The following is a 17834-nucleotide window of genomic DNA, read 5'->3' as shown; positions in this document are numbered from 1 at the left end:
GGTCCGGGTAACCGCCGCCGGGCCGGGGGAGGAACTGCGCCGACGGGGGTGGGACGGATGCCGCAGCAGCGCAGCAGCAACGGGATCGCCGAGGCCGGTCCACCGCTGCTCGCGTCCCGGCTGACCCCGCCCGCGCTGCCCGAGCCGGTGCTGTTCCGGCCGCGGCTCGCCGGCCGCCTCGACGCCGGCGTCACCGGGCCGGTCACCCTGGTCCGCGCCCCGGCCGGCTGGGGCAAGACCACCCTGCTCGCCTCCTGGGCGCGGGCGGCCCCGCCACCCGGGCCGGCCTGGGTCTCGGTGGAGGTGGGCGACACCGGCGACCGGCTCTGGGCGTACCTGGTGGCGGCGCTGCGCGGCGCGGTGGGGGAGACCGGGCCGTCGTCGGGCGCACCGGACGACGGCCCCGACCAGCTGGAGCCGCTCGCCGCGGCGCTGGCCGGCCGGGAGCGGCCGGTGCTGCTCGTCCTCGACGACCTGCACCGGGTCGACGACGCGCTGACCGGGCTGGAGTTCCTGCTGCGGCACGCCGACGGGCGGCTGCGGCTGGTCGTCGGCGTCCGCACCGACCTGCCGCCGGCCCTGCACCGGCTGCGGCTGGCCGGCGAGCTGACCGAGATCGGTCCCGACGAGCTGGCCTTCACCGACGACGAGGTGGCCGACCTGCTGGTCGCGCACGGCGCCCCGCTGCCGGCGACGGCGGTGGGCCGGCTGCGGGAACGCACCGGTGGCTGGCCGGCCGGGTTGCGGTTCGCCGCGCTGGCCGCCCGGGACCGCCCCGACCCGGAGGGCTGGGCGGCCCGGTTCGGCGGTGACCAGCCGGACGTCGCCGCGTACCTGCGGACGGAGGTGCTCGACGGGTTGCCGGCGCCGGCCCGGGAGTTGCTGCGCAGTACCGCGGTGGCGTCCGCCGTCCGCGCCGACCTGGCGGACGCGCTGACCGGCCGCGGCGACGGTGGGCAGGTGCTGGCCGGGCTGGCCCGGGAGAGCGGCTTCCTGGACCGCGACGACAGCGACCCGCCCTGGTACCGGCCCCACCCGCTCCTGGCCGACCTGCTCCGCGAGGAGTTCGGCGGGCTGGCCGACGACGACCGGCGCGACCTGCACCTGCGGGCCGCCGCCTGGTACGCCGGCCACGACCGGCCGGCGGAGGCGCTGCGGCACGCGCTGACCGCCGGGGAGTGGGACCGGGCCACCGAGCTGCTGCTCACCCGGTGGCCGGAGCTGACCCCGTACGAGCGGGAGACCGCCGCGCCGGGCGCGCCGCCTCCCGCACCGCCGGCGGACGCGGTCCGGCGGGACCCGGAGCTGGCGCTGGCGGGCGCGGCCGAGCGGGCGTACGCCGGCGACGGGGAGGCCGCCGCCACCCGGCTGCGGGACGCGGTCGGGCAGGCCGACGCCCTGCCCGCCCCGCGCCGGGACCGGTTCCGTCGGCTGGCGGTGGCGCTGGAACTCACCCTGGCCCGGCTCGCCGGCGACCACGGGGAGGTACGCGCCGCCGCCGCCCGGCTGCTCGCCACCCGCGGTCCGGCCGGCGGACCGGAGACGGCAGCCGGGCCGCCGACCGGCCCGCCCGCCGGTGTCCGGCTGGCCGGCGTGGCGGAGCCGACCGACCCCGACCCGCGTACCGGGGAGGACGCCGACGTGGGCGCGGTGGCCGGCACGGCGCTCGGCCTGGTCGACCTCGCCGAGGGCGACCTGCGCGCCGCCGCGGCGCGGTTCGGCGCGGCGCTGGCCGCCGCCCGGCGGACCGGCCGGTCGCGGACCGCGCTGGTCTGCGTGTCCCGGCTCGCGCTGCTGCACGCGCTCGCCGGTGAGCTGCGCGCCGCCGAGCGGACCGCGCGGGAGGCGCTGGGCATGCCGCCCTGCCAGGGTTGGTCGGGGCGGGCCGACTGCGCCCACGCGCACCTGGCGCTCGCCCTGGTGGCGCTGCACCGGGACGAGCCGGAGGAGGCGACGGCGCACCTGGCCCTCACCGGCCCGGTCGGCGGTACGGCGACCGTCGCCGCCGCGGCGGCGCTGTGCCGGGCGGCGCTGCTGCGCGACGCCGGGGAGCCGGCCGCGGCGACCCAGGTGGTGTCCCGGGCCCGGGCGGAGCTAACCGGCGGCGAGATCGCCGACCGGCTGCTCGCCCTCGAAGGCGACCTGCGGGGCGAGCAGGGCGACGTGGACACGGCCCGGCGGCTGCTCGCCGACCGGGCCCGGGAACCCGACGCCCCGCCGGTGCTGGCGCTCGCCCTGGCCCGGGTGGAGCTGCGCGCCGGCGACGTCCGGGCGGCCGGGTACGCGCTGCCGGCCTGGGACGCGCCGGCCGCCGAGGGCTGGCCCCTGCCGGTCCGCCTCGGCGCCGGGGTGCTCGACGCGGTGCTGGCCCGGCGCGGCGGTGACGAGCGGCGGGCCGGACGGCTGCTGGAGCGGGTGCTCGACCTGGCCGGACCGGAGGGCTACCGGCGGGTGTTCACCCGCGCCGAGCCGGCGGTACGGGACCTGCTCGCCACCCACCTCGACTCCGGCACCGCGCACTGGCCGACGGTCAGTGAGCTGGTACAGGGCGCCGACGAGCCGGCCGAGCGGGTGCCGACCGGGCCGGGCGGGGCGCTGGACGAGCCGCTCACCGAGCGGGAGCTGACCATCCTGCGTTACCTGCAGAGCATCCTGTCCAACGTGGAGATCGCCAGCGAGCTGTCCCTGTCGGTCAACACCGTCAAGACGCACGTGCGCAACATCTACCGCAAGCTCGACGCGACCCGCCGACGGGAGGCGGTCCGGCGGGCCCGCGAGCTCCGGCTGCTCTGAGCGGCCCGCCGCCACCCCGACGCGCACCGCCCACCGCCAGGGTCGGGGCGGTGGGCGGTGCGGGACCGTCAGGCGGAGGCCGCGGCGTCCACCGCGGCGAGCAGCTCCGCGAGGTCGTACCCGCCCTCGTGGCGGAGCTCGTTGACGAAGAGGGTCGGGGTGCCGTTCACCCCGCTGCGGATGCCCCCCACGAAGTCGTGCCGCACCCGGTCGGCGTACGCCTGCCGGCCGACCTCCGCGCCGAGCTCGTCCTGCGGCAGGCCGAGCTGCTCCACACCGAGCGACAGGTGCACCGGGTCCAGCTGGTCCTGGTGCTCGTAGAGCCAGTCGTGCATCTCCCAGAACCGGCCCCGCCGGCCGGCCGCCTCCGCCACCTCGGCCGCGTGCTCCGCGTACGGGTGCACGTTGGCGATCGGGAAGTGCCGGTAGACCAGCCGGACCGTCTCCGCCCGCTGGCGCAGCACCTCGACCAGGTTCGGGTACGCCGCCCCCGAGAAGCGGCACTGGAAGTCGCCGTACTCGACGACCGTGACCGGAGCGTCGACCGGCCCGCGCACGTGGTCGACCTCGGTCACCGGCACCCGCAGCTTCGCGGTGACCTGTAGCGGCGTACTCATCCGGCCACCACCCTCCGCGTCCGTCGACCGTCGGGGGTGGCCGGCAGGGCGAACTGGGGGGCCCGGCGCCCGGGTCGGATCAGCCCGTCGGAATCAGTCATGTCTCCCACCTTCCCGCCCGGCCGGGTGAGCGCGGTTCACCCGGCCCGGGTGGTCTCAGTGGGCGACCGTCAGGTGGTTGTGCACCTCCCGGATGCCGGGGGCGGACCAGGCGACGCGCTCCACCGCGTCCCGCTCCGGCACCGAGCGGACCAGCCCGTCGAGGAGGACCGTGTCGCCGTACACCCGGACGGTGACCTGGTCCGGCTCGGCGGCCCCGCTGCGGAGCAGGGCGTCGACGATCCGGTCGGGCAGCTCCTCGCCGGTGGGCGGCGTCGCCGGGCGTACGGTGACGCCGTTGCTCACCCCGCGCACTCCGGTCAACCGGCCCACCACCCGTCCGGCGGCCCGGCGCTGGTACTCCCACTCCACCTCGCCGCGCAGCGTCACCCACCCGCCGGCGACGGTCACCTCCAGGTTCTCCACCGGCACGAACGCGTCCCACTCCAGCGCCCGGCCGGCCGCCGCGGCGAGCTCCGGGTCGGTGCGCTCGGCCGACGGCGCGATCCGGACGGTGAGGTCGTTGGCGACCGCGCGGACCCGGGTGACCCGGTGCGCGGCCCGCTCGGCCGCCCACTTGGCGGCGTAGCTGTCCACCCAGCCGGTCAGCGTCACCACCCCCTCGGCGACGGTGACCCCGACGTCGGTGGGGCTCACCCGGGGGTCCCAGGCCAGCTCGTCGAGCACGTCGGTCTGGATGTCCTGGTCGGTACGGGTCACGGTGGTCGCGGTGGCCATGCGTGCGCTCCTTCCCGGGATGCGGTGCGGGGCGGGTGTACGCCCCCGCAGAGCGCGATGCTGCCGCCGGCCGGGGTGAGCCGCCCTCGCCCCGGCCGGGTGACCCGGGGCACGCCGCGGCGGGCCGGCCGGTCGGGCGTCGACAACCGGGGGTTGGCTCGGGCACGATCTGGCCAGCGGCGAGGGGGGGAGCGTGCGGGTGAGGGGTGAGCGTGCCGCCGTCGTGGTCCGGCGGGTCGGCCGGGGCGCGTGGCGGGTGGCCCGGCACGAGTGGAGCCTCGTCGGGCTCGCCGCCCTCGCCCTGGCCGCGGCGCTGACCTGGCCGACGCTGCGTCACCCGGCGAGCACCATCCCGCAGGACACCGGGGACCCGACGTTGCAGGCGTGGCAGATCGCCTGGGGCGGGCACGCCCTGCGGACCGACCCGGCGCGGGTGTGGCACTCGAACACGTTCTTCCCCGAGCCGTACACCTACGCCTACTCCGACACCCTGCTCGGCTTCGCCCCGTTCGCGATGGTGGGGGAGGGGCCGGTCGCGGCGGTGATCCGCTACAACCTGCTCTACGTGCTGGTGCACGCGCTGGCGTTCGTCGGCGCGTACGCGCTGAGCCGGCAGCTGGGGGCCGGGCGGGCCGGCTCGGCGGTGGCGGGGGCGTCCTTCGCGTACGCGCCCTGGAAGCTGGCCCAGGCCGGGCACCTGCACGTGCTCTGCGTCGGTGGGATCGCCCTCGCCCTGGCCATGCTCGCCCGGGGGCACGGCTGGTCGCTGCGGCACGGCCACCGGCCGGACCGGGTGCGGCCGGGCTGGGCGGCCGGCGGCTGGGCGGTCGCCGCCTGGCAGGTCACCCTCGGCTTCGGCATCGGCCTGCCCTTCGCGTACGTGCTGGGTCTGCTCTGCCTCGCCGTGGTGGCCGGGTTCGGCTGGCGTTGGTGGCGGCGCCGCGCCCGGCCGGCGGTCCCGCGCGGCCTGCTCCTGGCCGACCTGGCGGGCGTCGTCGGCTTCGTCGGGGTGACCCTGCTGATGGCGGCGCCCTACTTCGAGGTGGTGGCCCGCCATCCGGCCGGGCGGCGGACGGTCGCCCAGATCGCGATGTTCTCTCCGCCGCCGATCGGCTTCCTGACCGCCCCGCCGCAGTCCTGGCTCTGGGGTGAGCGGCACGGTACGGCCCGGGCGGCGCTCGGCTTCCCGGGTGAGATGACGCTGCTCCCCGGCGTGGTGCTGATCGGCCTGGCGCTGGCCGGCCTGGTCTTCTCCGCCTGGCGGGTCCGGCACCGGATCGCGCTCGCCGCCGGGGTGCTGGTCAGCGTGGCCCTGGCGGCCGGCACGACGCTGGGCGGTGACGGCGACCCGGGCTACCTGACGCTGGTGCGGTACGCGCCGGGCTGGGACGGCATCCGCACCCCGGGCCGGCTGGTGCTCTGGACCACGCTGCTGCTCGGCGTCCTCGCCGCCGGGGCGCTGACCGTCCGGGAGCCGGCGGCGGGGCCGGTCGGGCGGTGGGGGCGGGCGACCCGGCTGGTGCTGGTGCTGCCGGTGGCGTTGGTGCTGCTGGAGGGGGTCAACCGCACCCCGCACGTGCCGGTGCCGGCGCAGCCGGTGGCCCTGCGCGGGCTGACCGGCCCGGCCCTGGTGCTGCCCAGCGAGGGGACCCGCGAGTTCCACGTGATGCTCTGGTCGACCGACGGGTTCCCCCGGGTGGTCAACGGTCTCGCCTCGTTCACTCCCGAGTCGCAGGAGCGGATCAGGGCGGCGAGCGCCACCTTCCCGGACGTCGGCTCGGTCGGGTACCTGCGCGCGGTGGGGGTGCGCACGGTGGTGCTGCTGCCCGGCTACGCCGCGGACACCCGCTGGCGGGGCGCGGCGGACCGGCCGGTGGACGGATTGGGGATCCGGCGCACGGTGGTCGGCGACGGGATCGTCTTCCACCTCGACTGAGCCGCGTCGCGAAAGAGATGCCGGGGCGTGGGACGCGACACGCCCCGGCCGACTGGTCCGTCGGCCGGGGCGTGTCCTGTGCGGTGGAGCGTCAGCCGTCCAGGCCGACCGGGGAGTTGGGCCGATCCACGTCGACGAACTCGATGTCGTCGACGGCCCGGCCGTCGCGGCTGCCGGCGGCCCGCGCGGCGGTGCCGGCGGCCCAGCCGAACGCGGCGCCGACCAGCGCGGCGCTGATCAGCAGGGTCCAGGGCAGGGCCGGTCGGCGTCCGGCCAGCGCGTCGAAGGCCAGCGTCGCCCGGCGCCGGGCCTCGTCGGCCGCCGAGCCGACCAGGTCGCCGGCGTCGCCGAGGCCGGGGCCGCCGCCCCGGACCGACTTCGCGGCGTCCCGGACGCTGTCGCCGGCCGAGCCGACCGCCGACACGAGGTGCTGCCATGCCTGGTCCGCGATCCGCTCCGGCTTGCTGCGGCGCTCCAGCAGGTTGCTGCCGAACATCGTGGTTACCTCCTCGGGGTGCCGAAGCCTGCGGCCACTTCGGACTTCGACGTCTCTGCGGCGCGCGTCATGGTCCGCTCACACTCGCCAGTGCCCAGCCGGGCCGCGCCGCAAACTCACGCCGTGCCCTCAGCGGACCACGACCACCGCGGTCGCGCGGGCGAAATCGTCGTCGTCATCGTCGTCGTCCCCGCCCCCGCCGCCGAAGCCGCAGGCCAGCACGAGGGCGAGCAGCGCGCCGACACCGGCCAGGCCGAGCAGTTTCCTGATCATCGAACGTCCCTTCGTCGTGGTGACGCTTCTGCCGCCGAGGCTAGGTGGCCGGGGCAACCCCGGCCGCGGCCCGCGCCGGGCGGCAGGGGACTCGCCCGCACCGAACCGGATCGGGAATCGGGTGGACGGCGCCCGGTACCCTGGGACGGTTGGAGCGGCCCGGACCGGTCGCTCACCGGAGCGGACGGAACCAGGAACGATGCCGAACAGGGTGGCCCGGTCGGTCCGGATCCGCGAATTGCTCATCCCGAGGGGTGGCGACCGAGGCCGTTGGGGGAATACTCTCGGTCGCGGCCCGCGTACTGATGAGGCGCCCGTGGACGGGCGAGTGGAGGTGCTCGCGTGAGCCTGTCGATCGTGAAGTCGGTCATGCCGGGTGGTGTCATCGAGATCGCCCCGCGGGGTGAGATTGACGTCGACACCGCGTACGAGGTGCGGGAGGCGATCGCCGAGGTGCTCGCCAAGGGGCTGCCGTCCCGGATCGAGCTCAACATGCGGCTCGTCACCTTCATCGACTCGGTCGGCATCAGCGCCATGGTGGCCGGGTTCCAGACCGCCGAGGTCAGCGGCGTCAAGCTGGTGGTCACCGAGCCGAGCCGCTTCGTGCACCGCCAGCTCTGGGTCACCGGGCTGCTCGGCCTCTTCGGTGCCCCCGAGCCCTATTTCGCCGGCCACGCGGCCCCGGAGGTCCTTCCCGGCGCCTGACCCGCGCCGCCTCACCTGCCGTGGGTCGACCTCGCCCCACCACCGCGACGTACGCCGTGCGGGTGGTGTCCCGGCCCCGCGGCGGGTCCCCGTTGCCAGTCCCTCCCCGTACTGGGACGATCGGGCGACCGACGAGGGTGTGGAGGCGCGGTGGTCCGGCGGGAAACGTTCAGCTACACGGTCCAGGCACGCTGCTCGCGCGCGGACGCGGTGGCGCTGCTGAGCGACCCCGCCCGCCAGGGGGAGTTGCATCCGTTGATCGTCCGGGTGCGCCAACTGCCGGCCCGCCCCGGCGCCCGGGCCAGCTACGCCATCACCGACCGGTTGGAGCTGGGCCCGCTGCGTTTCCCGGTCACCTACCAGGCGGACGTCCTGGTCGTCACCGACGACGAGATCGTCACGGTCGCCCGCCAGCAGCCCGGCACGACGGTCCGCAACCACACCCGGCTGCGGGAGGAGTCCGGCCTGCTCCGGATCGACGTGGAGATCACCCTCGCCGCCCCGGCCCCCCTCTTCGGCTACGCCTTCCGCCAGGCCCGCGCCGCCCACCTCGCCCTGGCCACCCGCCTGGGCCCCGCCCTGACCCCCGAGACCCCCTGACCTGGCCCCACCGCCCCGGGTGGATCATGCAGGTGTGGTGGGCGTCCCGCCCCGCTCCGGGGCTTTCGCACCGCACCACGGCTGCATGATCCACACCGGGGGCCGGGATCAGTACATGGAGAGGTGTACGTGGTTGGTGTGGTCGCTGGAGGGGTCGCCGTTCGCGCCGCTGTAGGACTTCCAGCCGCTGCTGGGTAGCCAGATCTGGCGGTACCAGATCACGTACAGGACACCGAGGCGGTCGGCGTTGCGGATGAAGTACGCCGCCAGGTTGTTGCCGTACGTCCGGTCGCCGCCGGTGGCGTCCCCGCCGAAGCCGTTCTTCTGGGCGGCGAAGTCGCACGCCCGGCCCTTCGGGTGCTCACCGGAGCCGCTGGGGCGGTAGCAGGAGACGTACCGGGTGTAGCCGGCGGCCTGGGCCTGCTTGAGCGCGTTGTGCGTGCGCGGGGTGATGCAGCCGTTGGCGGGGGTGGGGTCGTTGACGCTGCACGACTCGGACGGCCAGGAGCCGTCCGGGTTGCGCGGCGCCGCCTTGGCGTTCGAGGTGGAGGTGCCCCGGGCGGAGCCACCGCCGCTGGTGGCGGCGGGCTTGTCGGCGGCGGCCACGGCGAGGGCCCGTTCGGCCTGCTGCTTGCGCTTGGCCATCACCGTGATCTGCTTGCGCTGCTCGACGATCTCCTTGTCCAGCTCGGCGCGGGTGCGGTTGGCCTCGTCGCGGGTGCGCAGCAGGTCGCGAAGTTCCCGGTCCTCGTTGGTGGCGACCGTCTCCAGCGCCGCGGCGCGGTCCAGGAAGCCCTCCGGGCTGGAGCTGTTGAGCAGCGCGGACATCGGCCCGAGTCGGCCCGTGCGGTACGCCACGCCGGCGATCTCGCCGACCTTGCCGCTGCGCACGCCCAACTCCGCCTCGACGGTCTTGAGCTGGCTGTTGAGCTCCTGCTGGCGCTTGGTCGAGCGCTCCAGCGCCGCCTTGGCGTCGAGCCAGCCCTTGCTGGCCGTCTCGAGTTGGGCGCGGAGCGCGGGGGTGCCGCCCTCGTCGTCGCCGGGGGCGGCGAGCCGGGTGGTCGGTGCGGCGGTGGCCGGCGAGGCGATCGGCGCGGACGACACGCCGAGCGCGAGCGTCGCGACGACCGCGGCCACGAGCCGCGCGGTGGTCTTTCGTACGTGCATGCACATCCCTTCCGTCAGCCGCCGACCGGGTTAGCTGACGGGTTCGGGACGGAAGATCCCTACCGCTGACGCGGATACACCCCAGGAACGTGGTTCCCCGGCTCGCCCCTGCGGGCGATTAGGCGACGGCCACCGCCGGCACCGTTTGGGCGCCGCCGGGCGGAGGCCGGGGCCGAGCCTACCGGTACGGGTGTGACACCCGCCCGCTTCGTGACTCACGGTACTGCTGAGATTGCTGTTAAAGGTGGCGTAATCCGGCATTCAACGCCCAATTTTTCCGGCGCGGGCGCACTACCAGTGCGACGGGCCGCACGCGCCGGGCGCGGCGCCGGGCTCGATCTGCAGGGTGGCGTGGTCGATCCGGAAGTCCTCGTGCAGGGCGCTGCGGGCGGCGGCGAGCACCGTGCCCACCTCGGCGCCGGGGGTCATGGTGAGGTGCGCGGAGGCGACGTCCATGCCGGAGGTCAGGGTCCAGACGTGCAGGTCGTGCACCTCGGCCACGCCGGGGACGGCGGCCAGCCGGTCGTGCACGGCGGTCACCTGGAGGTGTTCCGGGGCGGCCTGCACGAGGATGCGCACCGCCGCCCGCCCGAGCCGCCAGGTGCGGGGGAGGATGAACAGGCCGATCGCCACCGCCACCGCCGGGTCCACCCACCACCAGCCGGTGCCGCCGATCAGCAGCGCGGCCCCGATCACGCCGAGCGAGCCGAGCAGGTCCCCGATCACCTCCAGGTACGCCCCGCGCAGGTTGATGCTCTCCCGGGCCCCCGCGCGCAGCAGGGCGAACGCGGCCACGTTGGCCAGCAGGCCGAGCACCGCGACGGCCAGCATCGGGCCGGTGAGCACCTCGTGCGGGTCGCCGAACCGGCGGACCGCCTCGACCAGCACGTAGATCGCGACGCCGCTGAGCAGCACCGCGTTGGCCAGCGCGGCGAGCACCTCCAGCCGGTAGAGCCCGAAGGTGCGTTGCGGGTCGCGGTCGGCCCGCCGGGTCGCGGTGATCGCGGCCAGGGCCATGCCGATGCCGAGCACGTCGGTGAACATGTGCCCGGCGTCGGAGAGCAGGGCCAGCGAGCCGGTGCCGAACGCGGCGACCGCCTCGACCACCATGAGGGCGGCGAGCAGCGCGAAGGCCGCCCAGAGTCGGCCCCGGTGGCGGTGCGCGGCGTTCGCGACCGACCCGTGGTGGTGGTCATGACCTGCGCCCACGCCCACACCTTCCGTCGCCGCCAGGGCCTCGGACCAATCTATGCTCACATCGCAATGTGTGCAAGTAAGCCCTGAACCGCCGCCGGTCAGCCGGCGACGTCGATCGTGGTGAGCCGCTGGGTGGCCCGGGAGAGCGCCACGTAGAGCGTCCGTACCCCCGACCCCGGATCGGCCCGGATCTCGCCCGGACGGACCAGCACGACGCCGTCGTACTCCATGCCCTTGGCCTGGAGGCTGGTCACCACCTGGAGCCGGGAGCCGCGGTCGCCCAGCCAGCCGGCCACCTCGTCCCGGCGTGGCACGGGCGTGATCACCCCGACCGTGCCCTCCACCTCCGCGAGCAGCGCGTCCACCGCCTCGACGGTCGCCGCCGGCAGCCCGGCCGCCGGAACCGTCCGCCGCACCGGGTCCACGCCGGTCGAGCGGACCGCGGTCGGCAGCTCCAGATCCGGGTGCAGCCGGCGGATCTCCGCCGCCGCCACCGCGAAGATCTCCGCCGAGTTGCGGTAGTTGGTGGTGAGGCTGAACCGGTGCCGCCGACGCCGCCCCAGCGCCTGGTCCCGGGCCCGGTTCAACTCCTCCGGGTCACCCGTCCACGCCGTCTGCGCCGGGTCGCCGACCACCGTCCACGACGCCAGCCGCCCCCGCCGGCCGATCATGCGCCACTGCATCGGCGAGACGTCCTGCGCCTCGTCGACCACCACGTGCGCGAAGTCCCGGTAGTCCTCCGGGCGCTCCCGCGCCGCGGCCCGGGCCGCGCGTTGCCGGTCGGCGAAGGTGCTCAGCTCGCGTACCCCGCCGGCCAGCTGGAACGGGTCCCGCTTCTGCCTCGCCGGCTTCATCGGCTTGCCCAGCAGCGCGTCCAGCTCGTCCAGCAGGGCGATGTCGGCCACCGTCAGCCCCTCGGTGCCCAGCGTCCGGTACGCCCCGTCCAGCAGCGCGATCTCCGCCCGGGAGAGGATCCCGCCGGCGTACCGGCGCAGCCGCTCCGGCCGGGCCAGCCAGTCCAGCACGTGTCGCGGGTGCAGCCGCGGCCACCACGCCTTGAGGAACTCCCGGAACTCCGGCCGGTCGACGATCTCGTCCTCGAAGGCGCGCTGCTCGGGCAGCCGGCCGATGTTCAGCCGCCGGGCCTGGGTCCAGAGCGCTCCGAACACCCCGTCGAAGGCGACCCGGCGCACCTCGTTGCGGCGGCCGCCCCGGGACAGCGTCCGGTCCCGGATGCCGTCCAGCTCCCGCCGCTCCAACCGCAGCAGCTGCCCCCGGTAGAGCAGGCGCAGCTCGTCCGGGCCGTCCGGCACGGCGTCGCGGACCGCCCGCTCCAGCACCCGGCGCATCCGCAGCGAGCCCTTCACCGCCGCCACCTCCGGCGGGTCGGTCCGGGTCGCCGACATGGCCGGGAAGAGCGAACCCAGGGAGTGCAGGGTGGCGGTCTCCTCGCCGAGCGACGGCAGCACCGACGCGATGTACTCCACGAAGACCGAGGACGGGCCGACCACCAGGATGCCGCCGCCGGCGTACCGGCTGCGGTCGGAGTAGAGCAGGTACGCCGCCCGGTGCAGGGCGACCGCGGTCTTGCCGGTGCCCGGGCCGCCCGAGACGATCGTGACCCCCGAGCCGGGGGAGCGGATCGCCTCGTCCTGCTCCCGCTGGATGGTCGCCACGATGTCCCGCATGCCCCGGCCGGTGGCCCGGGACAGGGTGGCCAGCAGCCCGCCGTCGCCCACCACCGCCATTTCCGGCGGCGCCGCCCCCGGGTCCAGCAGGTCGTCCTCGATCCGGGTCACCTTCTCCGCCGAGGAGCTGATCGTGCGCCGGCGGACCACGCCCAGCGGCTCGGCCGGGGTGGCCTGGTAGAACGCGGCGGCCGCCGGGGCACGCCAGTCGACCACCAGGGTCTCGGCGTCCTCGCCGCGCACCCCGAGCCGCCCGACGTGCAGCACCTGCCGGTCGCGCAGGTCGAGCCGGCCGAAGACCAGCCCCTCGTGCTCGGCGTCCAGGACGTGCCGGCGCCGGGCGGCGTGGAAGACCATGGCGTCCCGTTCGACCAGCGCGCCGAAGTTGCCGACCCGGGCCTGGCGGTAGCCGTCCCGCTCCGCGCGGGCGGCCGAGCGACGCAGTTCGGCGAGGCGGGCGTACACCCGGTCGAGATGCCGCTGCTCGGCGGCGATCTCCTGCTCCAGGGTGGTCTGGTCGGTCACCGTACGGGCTCCTGTGGGACGGGGTCGCCCGGACGCGGGCGCGCGCCGGGCGGAATGAGGGTACGGGCAGGGCCCCACCCCATGTCGGGGCCATGCCGCGTCCCGCGACGTCGGACACCTCGCCCGGCGCCGCTCAGCCGGCCGGTGTGGCCTCCGGGACGTCGGCGAGCACCCGGCGCAGCACCCCGGCGAGCGCGCCGGTCACCTCGTCCGGCCGTTCCATCATCAGCATGTGCCCGGCGCCGGGGCAGACGGTCAGCTCGGTCTCCGGCAGGGCGGCCGCGATCGACTCCGCGCACGGCGGCGGGGTGAGCCGGTCCCGGTCGCCGACCAGCGCCGCCGCCGGCAGGTGGGCCAGCGCGGCCAGCGTCGCCAGCCGGTGCTGGTCGCCGATCGAGGCGCGGAACCCGCCGATCGAACGCAGCGAGGCCCGGGCCACCGCCGAGGTGACCAGCCGGATGTCGCTCGGCTCGCAGCGGTCGCCGAAGAGCATCCAGCGGATGCTCGGCCGGAGCGCGCGCAGCAGCGCCCGCGGCGGGCGCCAGGAGCCGCACCGGGCCAGCACCCCGGCGCCGGTGGTCTCGGCGAGCCGGATCAGTCGGGCGATGCGCGGGGACAACCCGTAGGCGGTGTGCGTGTGCCCCTCCGCGGTGGTCGAGACGAAGACCAGCCCGGCGGTACGGGCGGCGAAGTGCTCCGGGTGGCGGTGGGCGTACTCCATCACCGTCATCCCGCCCATCGAGTGCCCCACCAGCACCACCGGGCCGGCGGGGGCGACCTCGTCCACCACCGCGGCCAGGTCGTCGCCGAGCTGGGCCAGGGTGGCGGTGCGCAGCGCCATGCAGCTGGACCGGCCGTGGCCGCGGGCGTCGTAGGTGACCACCCGGACGCGGTCGCCGAAGCGCTCCCGCAGCCCGGCCAGCTGCCGGTGCCAGGCCCGCCCGTCCAGCGTCCAGCCGTGCAGCAGGATCGCGGTGACCTGGGCGTCCGCCGGCCCGGTCGCCTCGACGTGCAGGCTCACCCCGTCGGGAAGACGCACCTCCAGTTGCTCCGACATCGCCACCTCCCCGGCCGCCTGGTCACCTCGTCCCGGGCAGTACCCGGCGGTAACACGGGCTACCCGTCATGACATCACGCCAACCGTGGTGGTGAGAAGATTCGCAACCCGCCCGCGCGCGGCCGGATCGGTGACCAGGCTGGGAGGCATGTCGTCGCCGCACGGGACGTCGGCCGGCGGGGGCCGGCGTACGCCCCGCTCCGCCCTGGTGGAGCTGCTCGCCGGGAACCGCCGCTTCGTCAGCGGCCGGCCGGTGCACGGCCACGACGTCACCGCCGCCGCCGCGGTCGCCTCCGGCGACCAGCAGCCCTACGCGGTGGTGCTCGGCTGCATCGACTCGAGGGTGCCGCTGGAAGCGATCTTCGACCAGACGTTCGGCTCGATCTGCGTGATCCGCACCGGGGCGCACGTCCTCGACCGGGCCGTCCACGGCTCCATCGAGTTCGTGGTGGGCCAGCTCGGCGTCCCGCTGGTGATGGTGCTCGGGCACGAGCGCTGCGGGGCCGTCGCCTCGGCCATCGACACCCTGCGCAGCGGGCAGCGGCCCGGCGGCGCGCTGGCGTACCTGGTGGACCAGATCGCGCCGGCGGTGACCGAGGTCGGGGCCGACGACCCGCGGGCGCAGCCGATGGCGGTCCGCCGGCACGTACGCCGTACGGTGGCCGCCCTGCGCGCCGACGAACTGCTCACCGGGCCGGTCGCCGAGGGGCGGGTGGACGTGGTCGGCGCCCTCTACGACCTGGCCACCGGTGAGGTCGCCCTGCTCGACCGCTGACCACCCCACCGGGCCCCGGCCCCAAGATCCACGCGAGATGCGGCGTGTCGGGGTATCCCGGCGGCAGGACACCCCGACACGCCGCAAACGGTGTCGATCAAGCCAGGCCCGGGCCGGGCGCAGGTACCCGGAGACGCGGAACCGCCCGCCGGGATGACCCGACGGGCGGCTCCGAGGTGTTGCTTTGGGGGAAGGGCGCTCAGCCCTCGAAGACGCCGGCCTCGACGAGACGCTTCTCGGTCTTGTCCCAGCCGTCGCCCGGGTGGGTCGCGGCGAGGTTGTTGATCTCGGCGCGGATCTTGGCGGCGTGGCCGGCGGCGGCCAGCACCCGGATCTCCTCGACGAAGGCCTCGGAGTCGGTGCGCAGGTGCGCGGTCTTGCCGTTGGTCAGGTTCCGCACGTAGGCGTGCTTGCCGCCGTTGAGCGGGATGAGGTACTTGAACTCGCCCAGCACGCTGAGGGCGCCACCCTGGCCAGCCTGGCCGGCCCGGACTGACGCGCGCGCGGTCTTAGAGGTGTTGCTCGCCACGGAGGTACTCCTTGAAGACGTACGGGAGGACGGGAACGTCCGGGGGCTTGTGCGGGTGACGCCCGGTTGAGCCTCGGCCCGCGAAGATGTACGGCGGCGCAGAACCGCCCAGGAAACTGTACACGACCACGATGCCTGGCTGGTCATCGTGCTGTCCGGGGGGCACAACCAGGTTCACCGGTACGGCTATTCCGTCGGCGAATTTTCTGATTCCCTGGCGCACCATCCGCCACAGGAGTCATCATGTGTTGCAGAAGCCACCCGGCTGGCCGAGGTCGTAGGGGAAGACGCACCTCGCTCTCCGGGAGGTCACCGTGCCAACGCGTGGCGTCGTATACGTCCACTCGACCCCGCTCGCCGTGTGCTCACACGTCGAGTGGGCGATCGCGCGCGTCCTCGCCGCGCCGGTCAACCTGCACTGGACGGCCCAGCCCGTCGATCCCGGCGTCCGCCGGGCCGAGTGCGGGTGGACCGGTCGGCCGGGGACGGGCGCCGAGCTGGCTGCTGCCCTCCGGCAGTGGCCCATGATCCGTTTCGAGGTCACCGAGGAGCCCAGTCCGGGCGCCGACGGTGAGCGCTTCATGTACGTGCCGGGGCGGGGTCTGTTCCGGGCCACCGTCGGCGCGGCCGGCGACATCCAGCTCGGCGAGGACCGGTTGCGCAGCATCATGGCGTCCGCCCGCGCGCCCGAGGCGCTCGCGCACGCGCTGGACAAGGCGCTCGGCACCGCCTGGGACGCCGAGCTGGAGCCGTACCGGCACGCCGGGGACGGCGCGCCCGTGACGCTGCTCACCCGGGTGGGCTGAGCGGACCGCCGCCGCCGTGCCCGGCCGGCGTTTCCGGCCGGGCCCACCCGCCGGCCGGGTTGCCCCGATAAGTCGGCAACGGGTTTGATTGGCCGCGTGTCGATTTCCCCGCGACGCGCCGGCGTCGCCGTCGCCGCCCTGACCGCGCTGCTCACCTCCGCCTGCGCCGGCGAGCCGGACCGGCCGCGTCCCGCGCCGAGCCCCTCCGCCTCCGCGTCCGCCTCGGCCGTCGCGAGCCCGGCGGCGGAGCCCGCGGGTGACCCGGCCGCCCGGGCGGCCGCGCTGGTCGGCACGCTCGCCGACGAGGACCTCGTCGGCCAGGTGCTGATGCCCTACGCGTACGGCAGCATTGCCACCGCGGTCCCGCCCGGCTCCGCCGCCGGCAACCGGGCCCTCGCCGGGGTCGACACCCCCGCCGAGATGATCGCGAAGTACCGCCTCGGTGGGCTCATCCTGGTGGGGTTCAGCGCCGACGACCCGACCTCCGGCAACCAGGAGACCACCAACGTCGACAACCCCCGGCAGGTCCGGGAGCTGACCACCGGGCTGCGCGCCGCCGCCGCCGAGCTCCCCGCCGGCCGGGCGCCGTTCCTGGTGAGCACGGACCAGGAGTACGGCGTGGTGACCCGGATCACCGACGGGGTGACCCTGTTGCCCAGCGCGCTCGCCGCCGGCGCCGCCGGCGACCCGGCCCTCACCCAGGCCGCCTGGCGGGTCGCCGGCACCGAACTGGCCGCGATGGGGATCAACCTGGACCTGGCCCCGGTGGCCGACGTGCTCGCCACCCGCAGCACCGTGATCGGCTCCCGCTCCTTCGGCGCCGACCCGAAGCGGGCCTCCGCCCAGGTCGCCGGCGCGGTCCGCGGCCTGCAGAGCGCCGGGGTGGCGGCCACCGTCAAGCACTTCCCCGGACACGGGATGAGCGCGACCGACTCCCACGAGGACGTGCCGGTGGTCGCCCAGCCCCGCGCCGAGCTCGACCGGACCGCGCTGCCGCCGTTCACCGCCGCCATCGACGCCGGCGCGATGGCGGTGATGTCCGCGCACCTCGACGTCACGGCGGTCGACCCGGGCACCCCGGCCACCTTCTCCCGCAAGCTGCTCACCGACGTGCTCCGCGGCCAGCTCGGGTTCAAGGGCGTGGTGATCACCGACGGGATGAACATGCCGCCGGCGAAGCGCTTCCCGCCGGGGGAGGCCGCGGTGAAGGCGCTGCTGGCCGGCAACGACCTGATCCTCATGCCGCCGCACGTCGGTCAGGCGTACGACGGGCTGCTCGGCGCGCTGCGCGACGGCTCGCTGCCCCGTACCCGGCTGGTCGAGGCGGTCACCCGGGTGCTGACCATGAAGTTCCAGCTGGCCGACCGCCCCGCCCCGGCGCTGTCCACGCTCACCAGCCCCGCGCACCGCGCGGCCGTCGCCGACCTGGCCGCCGCCGCGGTGACCGCCCTGCGCGGCGGATGCGACGCCCGGGTGAAGGGTCCGGTCACCGTCACCTCCTCCGCCGGCCGCGACCGCACCCGCGCCTCGCTCACCGCGGCGCTGACCGCGGCCGGGGTGAAGGTGGTGCCCGACGGTGGGACGAAGGTCCACCTCGTCGGCTACGGCGACGACGCCGGTGACCTGGCCGGGGACGCGGCGGTGACGGTCGCCATGGACACCCCGTACGTGCTGGGCGAGGCGAAGTCGCCGACCCTGCTCGCCACCTACTCCTCCAGCAAGGCCTCGATGACCGCGCTCGCGCGGGTGCTCGCCGGCAAGGCCCGGCCGGTCGGACGCTCCCCGGTTCCGGTGCCCGGCCGGCCCGCCACCAGCTGCGGCCGCTGACGGCCC

16 protein-coding genes and 1 riboswitch are annotated in these 17834 nt (G+C 75.8%); of the genes, 7 read left to right on the top strand and 9 right to left on the bottom strand.

Annotated elements, in window-relative coordinates:
• Nucleotides 1-57 precede the first annotated feature (57 nt).
• Nucleotides 58-2793, top strand: a complete 2736-nt coding sequence (locus tag AC5L3Z_RS23305) for a helix-turn-helix transcriptional regulator (RefSeq protein ID WP_494845021.1) — start codon at nt 58-60, stop codon at nt 2791-2793.
• A gap of 68 nt (nt 2794-2861) precedes the next feature.
• Here the strand turns inward: AC5L3Z_RS23305 and AC5L3Z_RS23300 are convergent, their stop codons facing one another.
• Together AC5L3Z_RS23300 and AC5L3Z_RS23295 are read right to left on the bottom strand one after the other, a co-directional pair.
• Nucleotides 2862-3410 (bottom strand): DsbA family protein, encoded by a 549-nt coding sequence (locus tag AC5L3Z_RS23300; protein ID WP_494845019.1) that lies wholly within the window; start codon nt 3408-3410, stop codon nt 2862-2864.
• 156 nt (nt 3411-3566) lie between these two features.
• Complete coding sequence (locus AC5L3Z_RS23295; protein WP_494845018.1) at nt 3567-4247, bottom strand: BON domain-containing protein; 681 nt, start codon at nt 4245-4247, stop codon at nt 3567-3569.
• 199 nt (nt 4248-4446) lie between these two features.
• Between AC5L3Z_RS23295 and AC5L3Z_RS23290 the strand changes: the two genes are divergently transcribed.
• On the top strand, nt 4447-6183 hold the full coding sequence (locus tag AC5L3Z_RS23290; protein WP_494845016.1) for a hypothetical protein: 1737 nt from the start codon (nt 4447-4449) through the stop codon (nt 6181-6183).
• Between the two features lie 91 nt (nt 6184-6274).
• On the opposite strand, the gene AC5L3Z_RS23285 is transcribed toward AC5L3Z_RS23290, so the two are convergent.
• Entirely contained in the window at nt 6275-6679 is a 405-nt protein-coding gene (locus AC5L3Z_RS23285; RefSeq protein ID WP_494845014.1) for a hypothetical protein, read from the bottom strand.
• Nucleotides 6680-6808: 129 nt separating this feature from the next.
• Complete coding sequence (locus tag AC5L3Z_RS23280) at nt 6809-6952, bottom strand: hypothetical protein (protein ID WP_494845012.1); 144 nt, start codon at nt 6950-6952, stop codon at nt 6809-6811.
• Between the two features lie 342 nt (nt 6953-7294).
• On the opposite strand from AC5L3Z_RS23280, the gene AC5L3Z_RS23275 reads away from it, so the two are divergent.
• The gene (locus tag AC5L3Z_RS23275) at nt 7295-7657 is read left to right on the top strand and encodes an STAS domain-containing protein (RefSeq protein WP_494845011.1); all 363 of its coding nucleotides are present in this window, start codon (nt 7295-7297) and stop codon (nt 7655-7657) included.
• A 150-nt stretch (nt 7658-7807) separates the two neighbouring features.
• Complete coding sequence (locus AC5L3Z_RS23270; RefSeq protein WP_494845010.1) at nt 7808-8257, top strand: SRPBCC family protein; 450 nt, start codon at nt 7808-7810, stop codon at nt 8255-8257.
• A gap of 108 nt (nt 8258-8365) precedes the next feature.
• On the opposite strand, the gene AC5L3Z_RS23265 is transcribed toward AC5L3Z_RS23270, so the two are convergent.
• From AC5L3Z_RS23265 to AC5L3Z_RS23250, 4 genes are all read right to left on the bottom strand, one after another.
• Nucleotides 8366-9424 carry a coiled-coil domain-containing protein gene (locus AC5L3Z_RS23265; RefSeq protein WP_494845008.1) on the bottom strand — a complete coding sequence of 353 codons (1059 nt, stop codon included), beginning with the start codon at nt 9422-9424 and terminating at the stop codon, nt 8366-8368.
• Between the two features lie 4 nt (nt 9425-9428).
• A riboswitch (cyclic di-AMP (ydaO/yuaA leader) is annotated at nt 9429-9559 on the bottom strand.
• 156 nt (nt 9560-9715) lie between these two features.
• Nucleotides 9716-10633: a cation diffusion facilitator family transporter gene (locus AC5L3Z_RS23260; RefSeq protein ID WP_494845007.1), complete on the bottom strand. Its 918-nt coding sequence runs from the start codon at nt 10631-10633 to the stop codon at nt 9716-9718.
• An 86-nt stretch (nt 10634-10719) separates the two neighbouring features.
• On the bottom strand, nt 10720-12834 hold the full coding sequence (locus AC5L3Z_RS23255; RefSeq protein WP_494845005.1) for a HelD family protein: 2115 nt from the start codon (nt 12832-12834) through the stop codon (nt 10720-10722).
• A 133-nt stretch (nt 12835-12967) separates the two neighbouring features.
• The gene (locus AC5L3Z_RS23250; RefSeq protein WP_494845003.1) at nt 12968-13891 is read right to left on the bottom strand and encodes an alpha/beta fold hydrolase; all 924 of its coding nucleotides are present in this window, start codon (nt 13889-13891) and stop codon (nt 12968-12970) included.
• A gap of 148 nt (nt 13892-14039) precedes the next feature.
• Between AC5L3Z_RS23250 and AC5L3Z_RS23245 the strand changes: the two genes are divergently transcribed.
• Entirely contained in the window at nt 14040-14666 is a 627-nt protein-coding gene (locus AC5L3Z_RS23245) for a carbonic anhydrase (RefSeq protein ID WP_494845001.1), read from the top strand.
• 199 nt (nt 14667-14865) lie between these two features.
• On the opposite strand, the gene AC5L3Z_RS23240 is transcribed toward AC5L3Z_RS23245, so the two are convergent.
• Complete coding sequence (locus AC5L3Z_RS23240) at nt 14866-15195, bottom strand: hypothetical protein (protein WP_334528684.1); 330 nt, start codon at nt 15193-15195, stop codon at nt 14866-14868.
• A gap of 314 nt (nt 15196-15509) precedes the next feature.
• On the opposite strand from AC5L3Z_RS23240, the gene AC5L3Z_RS23235 reads away from it, so the two are divergent.
• Together AC5L3Z_RS23235 and AC5L3Z_RS23230 are read left to right on the top strand one after the other, a co-directional pair.
• Complete coding sequence (locus tag AC5L3Z_RS23235) at nt 15510-16001, top strand: DUF3145 domain-containing protein (RefSeq protein ID WP_334528682.1); 492 nt, start codon at nt 15510-15512, stop codon at nt 15999-16001.
• A gap of 87 nt (nt 16002-16088) precedes the next feature.
• The gene (locus AC5L3Z_RS23230) at nt 16089-17828 is read left to right on the top strand and encodes a glycoside hydrolase family 3 protein (protein ID WP_494845157.1); all 1740 of its coding nucleotides are present in this window, start codon (nt 16089-16091) and stop codon (nt 17826-17828) included.
• The last annotated feature ends 6 nt before the right edge of the window (nt 17829-17834 follow it).

This window comes from Micromonospora sp. LZ37 (assembly GCF_059359015.1).
This window is presented reverse-complemented; position numbering and strand designations above follow the sequence as displayed.

Bases quoted from the DNA above. Each gene is read 5' to 3' on its own strand.
- AC5L3Z_RS23305 (WP_494845021.1), top strand. From the start codon at position 58: ATGCCGCAGCAGCGCAGCAGCAACGGGATCGCCGAGGCCGGTCCACCG.
- AC5L3Z_RS23300 (WP_494845019.1), bottom strand. From the start codon at position 3,410: ATGAGTACGCCGCTACAGGTCACCGCGAAGCTGCGGGTGCCGGTGACC.
- AC5L3Z_RS23295 (WP_494845018.1), bottom strand. From the start codon at position 4,247: ATGGCCACCGCGACCACCGTGACCCGTACCGACCAGGACATCCAGACC.
- AC5L3Z_RS23285 (WP_494845014.1), bottom strand. From the start codon at position 6,679: ATGTTCGGCAGCAACCTGCTGGAGCGCCGCAGCAAGCCGGAGCGGATC.
- AC5L3Z_RS23280 (WP_494845012.1), bottom strand. From the start codon at position 6,952: ATGATCAGGAAACTGCTCGGCCTGGCCGGTGTCGGCGCGCTGCTCGCC.
- AC5L3Z_RS23265 (WP_494845008.1), bottom strand. From the start codon at position 9,424: ATGCACGTACGAAAGACCACCGCGCGGCTCGTGGCCGCGGTCGTCGCG.
- AC5L3Z_RS23250 (WP_494845003.1), bottom strand. From the start codon at position 13,891: ATGTCGGAGCAACTGGAGGTGCGTCTTCCCGACGGGGTGAGCCTGCAC.
- AC5L3Z_RS23245 (WP_494845001.1), top strand. From the start codon at position 14,040: ATGTCGTCGCCGCACGGGACGTCGGCCGGCGGGGGCCGGCGTACGCCC.